This is a genomic window from Klebsiella sp. ZJOU C1, from assembly GCF_035620215.1.
Taxonomy (GTDB): Bacteria; Pseudomonadota; Gammaproteobacteria; order Enterobacterales; family Enterobacteriaceae; genus Klebsiella; species Klebsiella variicola.
The window spans coordinates 1410614-1425518 of record NZ_CP141644.1; the positions used below are offsets into that span (position 1 = coordinate 1410614).

The window sequence follows — 14905 nt, forward strand, 5'->3', positions numbered from 1 at the left end:
TGCGTCAGCAGGATGCAAGCCAAAGTGGCGCGCAATGACGTAACGCGGTTGACATGGCGGGCAATACCTTTTAGGTTAGCCAACCAAAATACAAATGATAATTATTCGTAATATATTTATCGTTTTTGGAGGATGATATGGAAACGTCACTGGCTGAGGATGTACAGAAACACACCCAGACCCTGTCTCCGGACAGCTTCTTCTTTATGTCGCCGTACCGCAGTTTTAGCACCTCCGGCTGCTTCCGCCGCTTCTCACAGCCCGCTGTCGGCGGCGATGCGCTGAACGGCGAGTTCCAGCAGCAGCTGGCCGCCGCTTTTGCCGACGCCCGCGCGGCGGGGATCCGCAAGCCGGTGATGGTGGGGGCTATCCCGTTCGACACCTGTCAGCCTTCCGAGCTCTATATCCCCGAGCGCTGGGAAGCGTTCTCCCGCCCGGAAAAACAGCGTTCCGCCCGCTACGCCGCGCCGCTGGAGACAATGGAAGTGGTGGAGCGCCGGGAGATCCCGGAGCAGGACGCGTTTTTAGCCATGGTGGAACGCGCTGCCGCGCTGACCGCCACCCCGGAAGTGGACAAGGTGGTGCTCTCAAGGCTTATCGATATTACCACCCGCGACCGCGTCGATAGCGGCGCGTTGATGGAGCGACTGATCGCCCAGAACCCGGCGAGCTTTAACTTCCATGTGCCGCTCTCCGACGGCGGCGTGCTGCTGGGCGCCAGCCCGGAGCTGCTGCTGCGTAAAGACGGGCCGCGCTTCAGCTCATTGCCGCTGGCTGGCTCCGCCCGTCGTCAACCGGACGATGTGCTGGATCGGGAAGCGGGCAACAGGCTGCTGGCATCCGGCAAAGATCGCCACGAGCACGAGCTGGTGACCCAGGCGATGAAGAGCGTGCTGGGCCCGCGCAGCAGCCAGCTGTCGCTGCCGGCATCGCCGCAGTTGATTACCACCCCAACGCTCTGGCACCTGGCAACACCAATCGAAGGCACCGCGCTGGCGCAAGAAAACGCCATGTCGCTGGCCTGTCTGCTGCACCCGACCCCGGCGCTGAGCGGCTTCCCACACCAGGTGGCGAAGCGCCTGATTGCCGAACTGGAACCCTTCGACCGTCAGCTGTTCGGCGGCATCGTCGGCTGGTGTGACGATGAAGGCAACGGCGAATGGGTGGTGACCATCCGCTGCGCGCGTCTGCAGCAGCGTACGCTGCGCCTGTTTGCCGGCGCGGGAATCGTTCCGGCCTCCTCGCCGCTGGGCGAATGGCGCGAAACCGGCGTCAAACTGACCACCATGCTTAACGTATTTGGCTTGAATTAAGAGGCAAGGATGATTGCATTTACCCGTTGGCCGGATGCGTTCGCGGCCCGCTATCGTCAAAAAGGCTACTGGCAGGATCTGCCGTTAACCAATCTGATCACCCGTCACGCGGAAAACGACGCCGTGGCGATTATCGATGGCGAACGGCAGATTAGCTACCGCCAGTTTAATCAGCTGGTGGACAACCTTGCCTGCTCGCTGCAGCGCCAGGGACTGAAGCGCGGGGAAACCGCGCTGGTGCAGTTGGGCAACGTCGCCGAGTTTTACATCACCTTCTTTGCGCTGCTGCGCATCGGCGTCGCGCCAGTGAACGCGCTGTTCAGCCATCAGCGCAGCGAGCTTAACGCCTACGCCGCGCAGATTAAACCGGCGCTGCTGATTGCCGATCGCGAGCACGCGCTGTTTGCTGACGATAGCTTCCTCCATGCGTTTATCGCTGAGCATCCTTCCCTGCGCGTCGCACTGTTGCGTAACGACGGCGGCGAGCGCGATCTGGCGACGGAGATTAACCGCCCGGCGGATAACTTTGTCGCCAATCCAACCCCTGCCGACGAAGTGGCCTTTTTCCAGCTCTCCGGCGGCAGCACCGGGACGCCGAAGCTGATCCCGCGCACCCATAACGATTACGACTACAGCATCCGCCGCAGCAACGAGATCTGCGGGATCAACGCGGAGACGCGCTACCTCAACGCGCTGCCGGCGGCGCATAACTATGCGATGAGTTCCCCGGGTTCGCTCGGCGTCTTCCTCGCCGGCGGGCGGGTGATCCTCGCCGCCGACCCGAGCGCCACCCTCTGTTTCCCGCTGATTGAACAACATCAGATCAACGTTGCCTCGCTGGTGCCGCCGGCGGTCAGCCTGTGGCTGCAGGCGATCCATGAATGGGGCAGCAATGCGCAACTGCAATCGCTGGGGCTGCTGCAGGTCGGCGGCGCGCGCCTGTCGGCGACCCTCGCCGCGCGCATTCCGGAGGAAATCGGCTGCCAGCTGCAGCAGGTGTTCGGCATGGCGGAGGGGCTGGTGAATTACACCCGCCTTAACGACAGCCCGGAGCGGATCATCCATACCCAGGGCTGCCCGATGTGCCCGGACGATGAAGTGTGGGTAGCGGATGCCGACGGCAACCCGCTGCCGCGCGGCGAAGTGGGTCGCCTGATGACCCGCGGGCCGTATACCTTCCGCGGCTACTACAACAGCCCGCAGCATAACGCGGAAGCCTTTGACGCCGAGGGGTTTTACTGCTCCGGCGATCTGATTTCGATCGACGAAGACGGGTATATCACCGTCCAGGGCCGGGAAAAAGATCAGATCAACCGCGGCGGCGAGAAGATCGCCGCTGAAGAGATCGAAAACCTGCTGCTGCGCCATGAGGCGGTGATCCACGCCGCGCTGGTCAGCATCGAAGACAACCTGCTGGGCGAGAAAAGCTGCGCTTATCTGGTGGTGACCTCGCCGCTGCGCGCCGTCGCGGTGCGCCGCTTCCTGCGCGAGCAGGGCGTGGCGGAATTTAAACTGCCGGATCGCGTGGAGTGCGTTGCCGCGCTGCCGCTGACGCCGGTGGGCAAAGTCGATAAAAAACAATTACGTCAGTGGCTGGCCGAAGGCAAGCTGGGCTGAAGGAGAACAGAGAATGGCAATCCCTAAATTACAGGCATATGCGCTGCCGGAAGCCAGCGATATCCCGGCGAACAAAGTCAACTGGGCCTTTGAGCCGTCGCGCGCCGCGCTGCTGATCCACGATATGCAGGAGTATTTCCTCAACTTCTGGGGCGAAAACAGCGCGATGATGGAGAAAGTGGTGGCCAATATCGCCGCCCTGCGCGACTTCTGCAAACAGAACGGCATTCCGGTGTACTACACCGCCCAGCCGAAAGAGCAGAGTGATGAAGATCGGGCGTTGCTGAATGATATGTGGGGGCCGGGCCTGACCCGCTCGCCGGAGCAGCAGCAGGTGATTGCCGCGCTGGCGCCGGATGAAGACGATACCGTGCTGGTGAAATGGCGTTACAGCGCATTTCACCGCTCGCCGCTGGAGGAGATGTTGAAAAAGGCCGGCCGCGACCAGCTGATCATCACCGGCGTTTATGCTCATATCGGCTGCATGACCACCGCCACCGATGCTTTCATGCGCGATATCAAACCGTTCTTTGTCGCCGACGCCCTGGCGGACTTCAGCCGTGAAGAGCACCTGATGGCGCTGAAATACGTCGCTGGCCGCTCCGGCCGCGTGGTGATGACCGAAGAGCTGCTGCCGCTGCCGGCCTCCAAAGCGGCGCTGCGCGCGCTGATCCTGCCGCTGCTCGACGAATCCGACGAACCGCTGGATGATGAAAATCTGATCGACTACGGTCTGGATTCGGTGCGGATGATGGCCCTGGCCGCCCGCTGGCGCAAAGTGCACGGCGATATCGACTTCGTGATGCTGGCGAAGAACCCGACCATCGACGCCTGGTGGGCGCTGCTCTCCCGTGAGGTGAAATAATGGCGGCGCTGGATTTCCACGGTCAGACCGTGTGGGTGACCGGCGCAGGTAAAGGGATTGGCTATGCCACCGCGCTGGCTTTCGTCGAGGCCGGGGCCAACGTTACCGGTTTCGACCTTGCCTTTGACGGCGAAGGTTATCCGTTTGCCACCGAAACGCTGGACGTCGCCGATGCCGGTCAGGTACGCGACGTGTGCGCGCGGCTGCTCAACAACATCGAACGACTGGACGTGCTGGTGAACGCCGCCGGGATCCTGCGCATGGGCGCCACCGACCAGCTGAGCGCGGAAGACTGGCAGCAAACCTTCGCGGTCAACGTTGGCGGCGCGTTTAATCTGTTTCAGCAGACGATGGCCCAGTTCCGCCGTCAGCGGGGCGGGGCGATCGTCACCGTCGCCTCCGATGCCGCGCATACGCCGCGTATCGGCATGAGCGCCTATGGCGCCTCGAAAGCGGCGCTGAAAAGCCTGGCGTTAACCGTTGGCCTTGAGCTGGCAGGCAGCGGCGTGCGCTGCAACCTCGTGTCGCCGGGCTCCACCGACACCGATATGCAGCGCACCCTGTGGGTCAGCGACGATGCCGAGCAGCAGCGGATCCGCGGCTTCGGCGAGCAGTTTAAGCTGGGCATCCCGCTGGGCAAAATCGCCCGCCCGCAGGAGATCGCCAATACCATTCTGTTCCTCGCCTCTTCTCACGCCAGCCATATTACGCTGCAGGATATTGTGGTCGATGGCGGCTCGACGCTGGGGGCGTAAATGGCCTGGAAGCGAGAGCTCACGCTGGCGGCGCTGAACGCCAGCAGCGAAAACACCATGGTGGCGCATCTTGGCATCATCTACACCCGACTGGAAGCGGGGCTGCTGGAGGCGGAGATGCCGGTGGATGCGCGCACCCATCAGCCGTTTGGTCTGCTGCACGGCGGCGCCTCCGCGGCGCTGGCGGAGACGCTGGGCTCGATGGCCGGTTGGCTGATGACCGAAGAAGGGCAGTGCGTGGTGGGCACCGAGCTTAACGCTACCCACCATCGTCCGGTCTCCAGCGGGAAAGTGCGCGGCGAATGCCGACCGCTGCATCTTGGCCGCCAGAGCCAGAGCTGGGAGATAGTGGTGTATGACGAGAAGGGGCGGCGCTGCTGCACCTGTCGTCTGGGCACCGCGGTGCTGGGCTAAGAAGCCGCTATTTCCCCGGCTTGCGCTACGCTTAGCCGGGCTACGTATCGGCGCAATGGGTAGCCCGGATAAGGCGCAGCGCGCCGCCATCCGGGAATTTCCCTGCTCGCGCTGCGCTTAGCAGGGCTACGGTTTCTGGACCAGGAAGCCGCTGTTTCCCCGGCTTGCGCTACGCTTAGCCGGGCTACGTATCGGCGCAATGGGTAGCCCGGATAAGGCGCAGCGCGCCGCCATCCGGGAATTTCCCTGCTCGCGCTGCGCTTAGCAGGGCTACGGTTTCTGGGCCAGGAAGCCGCTATTTCCCCGGCTTGCGCTACGCTTAGCCGGGCTACGTATCGGCGCAATGGGTAGCCCGGATAAGGCGCAGCGCGCCGCCATCCGGGAATTTCCCTGCTCGCGCTGTACTTAGCAGGGCTACGGTTTCTGGGCCAGGAAGCCGCTATTTCCCCGGCTTGCGCTACGCTTAGCCGGGCTACGTATCGGCGCAATGGGTAGCCGGGATAAGGCGCAGCGCGCCGCCATCCGGGAATTTCCCTGCTCGCGCTGCGCTTAGCAGGGCTACGGTTTCTGGGCTGAGGAGCCGCTATTTCCCCGGCTTGCGCTACGCTTGGCCGGGCTACGTATCGGCGCAATGGGTAGCCGGGATAAGGCGCAGCGCGCCGCCATCCGGGAATTTCCCTGCTCGCGCTGTACTTAGCAGGGCTACGGTTTCTGGGCTGAGGAGCCGCTATTTCCCCGGCTTGCGCTGCGCTTGGCCGGGCTACGGATCTGTAGGTCGGGTAAGGCGTTAGCCGCCACCCGACAAACAAACGGCACCGTTCACGGTAATCCTTTCATTCATTTTCCTGCCTTAAGTGATCTCGCTAGCAATGTGAGACAAATCTCTGTGGGTGTACGGCATCTGCGCTGTTTCGATGTTGTTAAATTCTGCGTTGTGATCTAGAAACAAAATGTAACATCCTGATTACCCTACCGGTGGACCACAACAATGAATAATTCAGGGAAATACCTTATCTGGACACTGCTCTCCGTGATCGGAGCCTTTGCCCTCGGCTATATCGCCTTAAACCGGGGTGAGCAGATAAATGCGCTGTGGATTGTCGTCGCGGCGGTCTGCGTTTATCTGATCGCATATCGTTTCTACGGTCTGTATATCGCCAAAACCGTTCTCGGCGTTGACCCGACGCGGATGACGCCGGCGGTACGACATAATGACGGCCTCGATTATGTTCCGACCGACAAAAAAGTGCTGTTCGGTCACCATTTTGCCGCCATTGCCGGCGCGGGGCCGCTGGTGGGCCCGGTGCTTGCCGCGCAGATGGGCTACCTGCCGGGGATGATCTGGATCCTCGCCGGCGTGGTGCTGGCGGGGGCGGTACAGGACTTTATGGTGCTGTTTGTTTCGACCCGTCGCGATGGCCGCTCGCTTGGCGAACTGGTTAAAGAGGAGATGGGGCCAACCGCTGGCGTCCTGGCGCTGGTGGCCTGCTTTATGATCATGGTCATCATCCTCGCGGTCCTGGCGATGATCGTGGTGAAAGCGTTGACCCACAGTCCGTGGGGGACATACACCGTCGCCTTTACCATCCCGCTGGCGATCTTTATGGGTATCTATATTCGCTACCTGCGCCCGGGGCGCATCGGCGAGGTGTCGGTGATCGGCCTGGTGATGCTGGTGTTCGCCATCATCTCCGGCGGTTGGGTGGCGGAAAGCCCGACCTGGGCGCCGTGGTTTGATTACACCGGCGTACAGCTGACCTGGATCCTGGTGGGCTACGGCTTTGTCGCCGCGGTACTGCCGGTCTGGCTGCTGCTGGCCCCGCGCGACTACCTCTCCACCTTCCTGAAAATCGGCACCATCGTGGGGCTGGCGATTGGCATTCTGATTATGCGCCCGACCCTGACCATGCCGGCGCTGACCAAGTTCGTCGACGGTACCGGCCCGGTGTGGAGCGGCAACCTGTTCCCGTTCCTGTTTATCACCATCGCCTGCGGCGCGGTCTCCGGCTTCCACGCGCTGATCTCCTCCGGCACCACGCCGAAAATGTTGGCCAACGAAGGCCAGGCCTGCTTTATCGGCTACGGTGGTATGTTGATGGAATCCTTCGTCGCCATTATGGCGCTGGTGGCGGCCTGTATTATCGACCCGGGCGTCTACTTCGCGATGAACAGCCCGATGGCGGTGCTGGCGCCGGCGGGAACCACCGATGTGGTCGCCTCGGCGGCGCAGGTGGTGAGCGGCTGGGGCTTTAGCATTACCCCGGATACGCTGCATCAAATCGCCAGCGAGGTGGGTGAACAGTCGATTATCTCCCGCGCCGGCGGCGCGCCAACCCTGGCGGTGGGGATGGCCTACATCCTGCACGGCTCGCTGGGCGGGCTGATGGATGTCTCGTTCTGGTACCACTTCGCCATTCTGTTTGAGGCGCTGTTTATCCTGACGGCGGTTGATGCCGGCACCCGTGCGGCGCGCTTTATGCTGCAGGATCTGCTGGGCGTGATTAGCCCGGGGCTGAAAAAAACCAGTTCGCTGCCGGCCAACCTGCTGGCGACCGCGCTGTGCGTCCTGGCGTGGGGCTACTTCCTGCATCAGGGGGTAGTGGATCCGCTGGGCGGGATTAACACCCTGTGGCCGCTGTTCGGTATCGCCAACCAGATGCTGGCGGGGATGGCGCTGATGCTCTGCGCGGTGGTCCTGTTCAAGATGAAACGCCAGCGCTACGCGTGGGTGGCGCTGCTGCCGACAAGCTGGCTGCTGATCTGTACCCTGACCGCCGGCTGGCAGAAGTCGTTCAGCCCGGACACCAAAGTGGGTTTCCTGGCCATCGCTAATAAATTCCAGGCGATGATCGACAGCGGCAACATTCCGCCGCAATATACCGAATCACAGCTGGCGCAGCTGGTGTTTAACAACCGTCTCGATGCCGGGCTGACCATCTTCTTTATGATTGTGGTGGTGGTGCTGGCGCTGTTCTCGATTAAAACCGCGCTGGCGGCGCTGAAAGAGGATAAACCGACGGCGAAAGAGACGCCGTACCAGGCGATGCCCGCCGATGCGCAAACTATAACCGCGCAGGCGAAGCGCGCGCATTAACCGGTGTGCCGGGTGGCGGCTTCGCCTTACCCGGCCTACATTTCTGATCCTCCTTCTCCCTTTGGGAGAGGGAAACAAAAGAGAAATGACTTATGTTCGACACCCTCTCCAAAGCGGGAAAATATTTAGGCCAGGCGGCGAAGATGATGATCGGCGTGCCGGATTACGATAACTACGTCGAGCACATGCGAATAACCCACCCGGATCAGACGCCGATGACCTATGAAGAATTCTTTCGCGAGCGCCAGGACGCGCGCTACGGCGGCAAGGGCGGGGCGAAGTGCTGTTAACCCTCTTTCGGCAGATAGAGGCTGATCTGCTCCTGGGTACAGCCGTAAATCGCCGCCAGCTTCTCGCGGGTGCGCTTCTGCGGACGGGAGTCCAGCGCTTCCAGCTGCGACACGGCGGACTGGCTGATGCCGAGTTTAGCCGCGACCTCCTGCTGGGATAGCCCGCGCAGGATGCGCCACGCGGCCTGCAGACTGACGTTTTCTTTATGCATCACGTCGCATACTTCGCCTGGTAGCATGACATTATCATAGATGTCTGATTCATAAGGAATATCTTCCCAGTCGCTTTCATCCTCGTCGTCGTACTCCAGCAGAGCCAGGCGCATACGAAAGTAATCGCTGTAAGGAATGACGACATACTGGTCTTTTCCTTCTTCATCCTTGATGTACTGAATAGTCATATTCGGTATCTTCCTCATGAAGGTAGGTGGTGGTGGTTCGGCGTTTAACCGCCACGACGTAGCAGGTATCGCCCGGCGGATCCCCAAAGGTGTAGATGACTCTGTAATCACCTAATCGCAGCCGGTAGTGGTTTTCGGGAGAGGACAATTTTTTGATATCCGAGATAGGTGAAGCTTTATCATCCATCTTTTCCAGCCTGGATTTAATGCGGCTCTTATACCGATTATCGATTTTAGAAAATTGCTTATCTGCCGTTTTTGACCAGACAATCTTCATCCGTACCTCCACTGTACGCCCACACAAAATATAAGGAAATAATAAGACTATTAGATAAATTCCGAATTTCTTATGGGGTACTGTAGAGCGGAGAAAAAACGCAGGTAAGAGGCAAAACGCAACCCGTCGAGGCGGCGCGGGAAGGCCTCTGTCGGGCGACAGAGGCTTGCAGAAAATGTGCGATCAGGCGTTCAATCCGCCATCCACGTCCAGCCCCGTACCGGAGATCTGCCCGGCGGCCGGGCTGGCGAGGAAGGTGACCGCCGCGGCGATGTCTTCCGGCTGGCCGTAGTGACCGACCGCAATCATCTGGCGCTGGGCTTCCGCCTGTTCTCCGTCTTCCGGGTTCATATCGCTGTTGGTCGGCCCTGGATGGACAAGGTTAACGGTGATCCCGCGAGGGCCTAAATCACGCGCCAGGCCACGGGTCAGGGCGTTGAGGGCGGACTTGGTCATGGCGTAAACCGCGATGCCCGGCATGGCCACGCGATTAGCCAGACAGCTGCCGATGTTGATGATCCGTCCGCCATCGGCCATATGCACCAGCGCTTCCTGGGTGGCGATGACCACCCCACGAATATTGACGTTGATAAGGGCGTCAATGTCCGCCAGCGTCATGGATTCCAGTGGACCGCCGCGGGCGATCCCGGCGTTGTTGACCAAAATATCCAGCCCGCCGAGGGACCGGGCCGCATGGGTTACCGCCTCCTGAATAGCCTGCGCGCTGGCGCTGTCGGCCTGCACCGCCTCGCCGTGCCGACCCAGGGCCTTTATTTCATCGGCGACTGCCTGGGCTTTATCGGCCGATTTTTCATACGTAATAACCACATCGGCACCGGCGCGTGCCAGCGACAGCGCGATTGCGCGACCCAACCCACGGCTGGCGCCGGTAACCAGCGCCTTTTTACCTGTTAAATCGATCTGCATGATGACCTCGTTGCGAGAGTGGTGAGCATCATCATTAGGTATAGACGGTCGGGGCGATTAACGGCTGAAGTATTCCACCTTCTCAAACGCCGCGCGCAGAACCTCAGGGGTTAACGTCACTGGTAAATAGTGAATCGACTCGCCCGGGCGCAGGGTATGGGCAATGACCCGGTCCAGTTCTGTGCGGTTATTGATATCGACCTCCAGTGCCGCCAGGGTGGTCGGCAGGTTAAAGCGCTGATACGCCTGCACTAACTGCGCCAGCACATCGTCCTGAGCAAGCAGGGCGCTCTGTACCAGAATGCCGTAGGCGACTTTGGTACCGTGGAGGAATTTATCCGTCTGCGGCAGCACCGTCAGTCCGTTGTGCACCGCATGGGCGGCGGCGACCCGGGTGTAACGTTCCCCCAGCCCGCCAACCATCCCGCCGCCGGCGATAATCGCCTCTACCACATCGCGAAACGCCTGGGTCAGATCGCCGCGGCGCTGGTCCGCCAGCGCCGTTTCGCTGCTGGCCAGCAGCACGTCGCGGATCGCCAGCGCGCCGTTAATCCCCAGCCGCACGGTGAGCGGCAGCGCCTCCGGTTGCGGCGCCAGCACCACTGCCTCATACCATTTGGCTAAGGTGTCGCCAATGCCCGCCAGCAGGTACTCCGCCGGGGCGTTGAGAATGATGCGCGGCTCGACCAGCACCAGGAAGTTGGCGTCATCGAAGATCTCAAAATTCAGGGCCTGTCCGGCGTCGCTGTACCACACCGACAGCGGCGTCCACGCCGCGCAGGTGGCGGCGATGGTCGGGATGGCCACCAGCGGTACCCCCAGGCGGCGGGCCAGCACTTTCGCGCTGTCGAGCAGCGCGCCGCCGCCGACGCCAATCACTACCGCCCGATCGTCACCGGAGGCCTGCACCAGCGCCGCCACGTCGCGTTCGCTGCAGTGGCCGGTAAAGCGGATCTTTTTTGCCTCCGGCAGGTGGAAGGCCGCCGGCAGAAAAGGTTCGGCGCCGGCCAGGGCGCGCTCGCCATAGACCCACACCGCCCGTGAGAGCTGGTCGGCGCTGAAAAAATCGCTCAGCCGCTCAAGGCTGCCAGGGTGGGAGAAATAGTTGGCCGGGCCGGGTACGACGCGGATATCGCTGTTGCTCATGGAAGCTGTCCTTATAGGTGTTGGGCTAAACTGATGTTATGTCTGGACATCCAGATGGCTAATATTATTTCGTTGTATCTTATGCTTTTTACGCAGTTGTCAGCCAGCGGCGGCTATGAAAAATTCGTTAAATCAGAAGATTAATTACCGCACGGGAACAGTGATGAGCGCGAACCGCCTTGAGATGCATAACATTAGCCTGGCCTTCTCCGGCTTTCAGGCACTGAACAAGGTGGACTTTACCCTTCATGGCGGGTCGGTGCATGCCCTGACCGGGGCCAACGGCGCGGGTAAGTCGACGCTGATGGCGGTGCTGTGCGGCACCCACGCTCATTATGAAGGCGAGGTGACGATCAACAACCAGCCGGTCACCATTCGTTCGCCGCGGGATGCTAAACAGTTGGGGATCCACCTGGTGCAGCAGGAGGTAGATGTGGCGCTGGTACCTGGCCTGAGCATTGCGGAAAACATCATGCTGGACAGGCTGGCAGAGCCGGGCATGGCGTTTCGCTGGTCGCGGGTTCGGCAGCTGGCGCGCGAGGCGCTGGCGCAGCTGGACGTGGCGCTGGACGTCAGGCGCTCCATTGACAGCTGCACGCTCGCCGAAAAACAGCAAATCCTGCTGGCTCGCGCTCTGTCGCACCATTGCCGCTTTTTGATCCTCGATGAGCCCACCGCGCCGCTGGATCAGCATGAAAGTGAGCGCCTGTTTGCGGTAGTACGCCGTCTGCAGCAGCAGGGGATCGGGGTGGTGTTTATTTCGCATCGTATCCATGAACTGAAGGCGATCTGCGACACCCTGACGGTGCTGCGCGACGGGCGGCTAATTGAGAGCGGCCCGATGGCGCCGCTGAGCGGCGAACAGATCGTCGAAAAGATGCTGGGCCACGAGCTGAGCGATATCTTCCCACCGCCGCGCCCGCCGCACGGCGAAGAGGTGCTGCTGCAGGTTGACGGTTTGCATGATGAGGCGCTGCTGCAGGATATTTCGCTGCGTCTGCGGAAGGGGGAAATTCTGGGTATCGCCGGGCTGGCCGGCGCGGGCAAAACCGAGCTGTGCAAAGCGCTGTTCGGCGCCAGCAAAAGCCGGGTGCAGCGTGGCGAGCTGAACGGCCAGCCGTGGCGACCGCGCGATCCTGCCGACTCGGTGGGGCGCGGCCTGGCGCTGGTCCCGGAGGAGCGGCGCAAAGAGGGCATTTTCATCGAAGAGCCGATCGCGATGAACCTGGCGGTCAGCGCCGATAACAGCTTTTCGCGCTGGAGCCTGTTTGGCCATCGGCAGGCCTGGCGCTGGGCGGAGGAGGTGATTGCCCGCCTCGGCGTGCGCGCCACTGGCCCGGGGCAGATGCTGCGCCGTCTTTCCGGCGGCAACCAGCAGAAGGTGGCCATTGGCAAATGGCTGCGCAGTCATGCCAATGTTTTGATTTTTGACGAACCGACCAAAGGGGTCGATGTGAAAGCGAAAACCGATCTGTTCATGCTGATCGATGGTCTGGCGCGGGAAGGCAAAGGGGTGATTTATGCCTCGGGTGAATTCGCCGAGCTGGTCGGTTTATGCGACCGCATCTGCGTGCTATGGGACGGACGGATTGTGGCGGAGATCCCCGGCGCGGAAGCCCGGGAAGAGACGTTGCTTTATTATTCAACCGGAGGAGCGGCAGCGTGAGCAAGGCCCTGGCAGTAAACGCGACGGTATCGGGCCGTCAGCGATTTTTTGATTTTCTCTATAAGTGGGGCATGTTGCTGACCGTGGTGCTGCTGGTGGCGGTCTTTGGCCTCGCCTCGGACAACTTCCTTGATCCGTTCAACATCATCAACATTCTGCGCTCGATCGCGATTGTCACGGTGATTGCCATCGGGGTGTCGATTTCTCTCACCATTGGCGGCTTTGATCTGTCAGTGGGATCGACGGCATCGCTGGCTAACGCGCTGGTGATTTCCCTGTTTGTCTGGCATGGCCTGGGGACCACCGAAGCGATTCTGATCACCCTCGCGCTCTGCACCCTGGTGGGGCTGTTTAACGCCTTTCTGATCGTGGTGCTGCGCATTCCTGACATGCTCGCCACCCTGGCCAGCCTGTTTGTGATTCAGGGCGTGGCGATGACCTACAGCTACGGCGGTTCGATTACTGAAAACATGGTGCTGCCGAGCGGCGAGATGGCGGAAGGCACTATCCCGGCGGGCTTTGGCGCGCTGGGGCAGGTGCCGACCATCGTCATCATCATGCTGGTGGTGACGCTGGTCGCCCAGCTGGCGCTGTCGTTCACCACCCACGGACGGCGGATGTACGCCATCGGTGGCAACCCGGAGGCCGCGCGGCTCTCCGGCCTGCGGATCACTCGTTACAAAGTCGCAGCATACGTGATTGCCTCGCTGCTGGCCGGGCTGGGCGGCATTCTGCTGGCCTCGCGTATCGGATCCTCGCAGGTCAACGCCGGCGGCGGCTATCTAATGGACGCGGTGGCGGCGGCCTGGATCGGCTTTTCGCTGGCGGGCTCCGGTAAACCGAACGCCCTGGGGACGCTGGTGGGGGCGGTGATCCTCGGCGTGCTCTCCAACGGGCTGGTGATGCTCTCGGTGCCGTATTACGCGATGGACATTATTAAAGGGTTGGTCCTGGCTGGCGCGCTGGCACTGACCTATTTTCAGCGCCGTACTTAACATTTTACAGGGTAAACAGCATGAAAAAGATCGCACTCTCTCTGATGACGCTGGGTCTGCTGCAGTCGACGGCGGCGCTGGCCACTGCCCCGACGCCGGTGCCGGCGGCGATTGCCGAGCACAGCGGCCCGATCCGTATTGCGGTGATCCGCAACCTGGGGTCTGACGATAACACCACCCAGTTTGTCTCCGGGGCGCTGCAGGAAGGCAAAAAGCTCGGTTTCAAAATCAGCACCTTCCTGAGCAACGGCGATGACGCCAAATTCCAGGACTTCGTCAACCAGGCCATCAGCCAGAAATACGATGGCATTATTCTCTCCCAGGGGCGTGACCCGTATTCCACCGCCCTGGTGAAGAAGGCGGTGGATGCCGGGATCAAAGTGGCGGTGTTCGATACCGCGGTGAGCGGTGAGATCCCCGGGGTGACGGTCAGTCAGCAGGATGACGCGTCGCTGACCGAGCTCTCTTTTGGCCAGCTGGTGAAAGACTTCAACGGCAAGGCCAACATCGTCAAGTTGTGGGTGGCGGGCTTCCCGCCGATGGAGCGCCGTCAGGCGGCTTACCAGACGCTGCTGAAGCAAAATCCGGGGATTAAAGAGCTCGAGTCGATCGGCGCCGTGTCATCCGATGTGCAGGGCGACACTGCCAACAAGGTGGGGGCGATCCTCGCCAAGTATCCGAAAGGGAAAATCGACGCGATCTGGGGCACCTGGGATGCCTTTAGCCAGGGGGCCTATAAAGCGCTGAAAGAGAATGGCCGCACCGAGATCAAACTCTACAGCATTGATATTTCCAACCAGGATCTGCAGCTGATGCGCGAAGCCGGCAGCCCATGGAAGGTGAGCGTGGCGGTGGATCCGAAGCTTATCGGCGCGACCAACGTGCGGCTGATCGCCAATAAGATCGCCGGCGAGCCGACGCCAGCCACCTACGACTTCAAGGCGGCGGCGATCCCGCAGGCGCTGCTGGCGGCCCAGCCGGGGGCGGTGAACGTGGCGTCGCTGGGGAAAATTATCCCTGGCTGGGGCCAGACCGAAGACTTTATCGCGCCGTGGTTCGCGACGCTGGAAGCGAAAAACAAATAAAATCAAGCCGGGTGGCGGTGGGCGGCGGCCTGGTGCCCTCACCCCGGCCCTCTTCCGCAG

The 14905-nt window shown here is 61.3% G+C and carries 14 protein-coding genes; 10 read left to right on the forward strand and 4 right to left on the reverse strand.

Annotation, left to right across the window (positions count from 1 at the left end; all coding sequences use genetic code 11):
- Positions 1–137: 137 nt before the first annotated feature.
- The 7 genes from entC (at position 138) to SPE70_RS06655 (ending at position 8348) form a co-directional block, all read left to right on the forward strand.
- The gene (gene entC, locus SPE70_RS06625) at positions 138–1313 is read left to right on the forward strand and encodes an isochorismate synthase EntC (RefSeq protein ID WP_008805585.1); all 1176 of its coding nucleotides are present in this window, start codon (positions 138–140) and stop codon (positions 1311–1313) included.
- Positions 1314–1322: 9 nt separating this feature from the next.
- On the forward strand, positions 1323–2930 hold the full coding sequence (gene entE / locus SPE70_RS06630; RefSeq protein ID WP_064170475.1) for a (2,3-dihydroxybenzoyl)adenylate synthase EntE: 1608 nt from the start codon (positions 1323–1325) through the stop codon (positions 2928–2930).
- Positions 2931–2943: 13 nt separating this feature from the next.
- Positions 2944–3795: an enterobactin biosynthesis bifunctional isochorismatase/aryl carrier protein EntB gene (gene entB / locus SPE70_RS06635; RefSeq protein WP_064170474.1), complete on the forward strand. Its 852-nt coding sequence runs from the start codon at positions 2944–2946 to the stop codon at positions 3793–3795.
- A complete protein-coding gene (gene entA, locus SPE70_RS06640) occupies positions 3795–4550 on the forward strand; it encodes a 2,3-dihydro-2,3-dihydroxybenzoate dehydrogenase EntA (RefSeq protein WP_012068428.1) in 756 nt (251 codons plus the stop codon). The genes entB and entA overlap by 1 nt, the downstream gene beginning before the upstream one ends.
- A complete protein-coding gene (gene entH / locus SPE70_RS06645; RefSeq protein ID WP_008805589.1) occupies positions 4551–4964 on the forward strand; it encodes a proofreading thioesterase EntH in 414 nt (137 codons plus the stop codon). It begins immediately after the preceding gene.
- A gap of 988 nt (positions 4965–5952) precedes the next feature.
- Positions 5953–8058: a pyruvate/proton symporter CstA gene (gene cstA / locus SPE70_RS06650; protein WP_008805590.1), complete on the forward strand. Its 2106-nt coding sequence runs from the start codon at positions 5953–5955 to the stop codon at positions 8056–8058.
- Between the two features lie 92 nt (positions 8059–8150).
- Positions 8151–8348: a YbdD/YjiX family protein gene (locus tag SPE70_RS06655; protein ID WP_002893903.1), complete on the forward strand. Its 198-nt coding sequence runs from the start codon at positions 8151–8153 to the stop codon at positions 8346–8348.
- Here SPE70_RS06655 and SPE70_RS06660 read toward each other — a convergent pair.
- The 4 genes from SPE70_RS06660 to SPE70_RS06675 all read right to left on the reverse strand — a co-directional run bounded on the left by SPE70_RS06660 (position 8345) and on the right by SPE70_RS06675 (position 11099).
- Positions 8345–8749, reverse strand: coding sequence for a helix-turn-helix domain-containing protein (locus SPE70_RS06660; protein WP_008805591.1), 405 nt, complete (start codon positions 8747–8749; stop codon positions 8345–8347). The two genes, SPE70_RS06655 and SPE70_RS06660, sit on opposite strands and share 4 nt — an antisense overlap.
- Positions 8724–9026 (reverse strand): type II toxin-antitoxin system RelE family toxin, encoded by a 303-nt coding sequence (locus tag SPE70_RS06665; RefSeq protein ID WP_008805592.1) that lies wholly within the window; start codon positions 9024–9026, stop codon positions 8724–8726. The genes SPE70_RS06660 and SPE70_RS06665 overlap by 26 nt, the downstream gene beginning before the upstream one ends.
- A gap of 183 nt (positions 9027–9209) precedes the next feature.
- Positions 9210–9953, reverse strand: a complete 744-nt coding sequence (locus SPE70_RS06670) for an SDR family NAD(P)-dependent oxidoreductase (RefSeq protein WP_012068432.1) — start codon at positions 9951–9953, stop codon at positions 9210–9212.
- Positions 9954–10010: 57 nt separating this feature from the next.
- A complete protein-coding gene (locus tag SPE70_RS06675) occupies positions 10011–11099 on the reverse strand; it encodes an oxidoreductase (protein WP_012542481.1) in 1089 nt (362 codons plus the stop codon).
- A gap of 163 nt (positions 11100–11262) precedes the next feature.
- Here SPE70_RS06675 and SPE70_RS06680 point away from each other — a divergent pair, with 163 nt between their 5' ends.
- Genes SPE70_RS06680 through SPE70_RS06690 form a run of 3 tightly spaced genes read left to right on the forward strand, consistent with a single transcriptional unit; the run spans position 11263 to position 14845 of the window.
- Positions 11263–12765 (forward strand): sugar ABC transporter ATP-binding protein, encoded by a 1503-nt coding sequence (locus tag SPE70_RS06680; RefSeq protein ID WP_032734957.1) that lies wholly within the window; start codon positions 11263–11265, stop codon positions 12763–12765.
- Positions 12762–13760 carry an ABC transporter permease gene (locus SPE70_RS06685; protein WP_012968720.1) on the forward strand — a complete coding sequence of 333 codons (999 nt, stop codon included), beginning with the start codon at positions 12762–12764 and terminating at the stop codon, positions 13758–13760. Before SPE70_RS06680 ends, SPE70_RS06685 begins: the two co-directional genes overlap by 4 nt.
- A 20-nt stretch (positions 13761–13780) precedes the next feature.
- On the forward strand, positions 13781–14845 hold the full coding sequence (locus SPE70_RS06690; RefSeq protein ID WP_008805596.1) for a sugar ABC transporter substrate-binding protein: 1065 nt from the start codon (positions 13781–13783) through the stop codon (positions 14843–14845).
- The last annotated feature ends 60 nt before the right edge of the window (positions 14846–14905 follow it).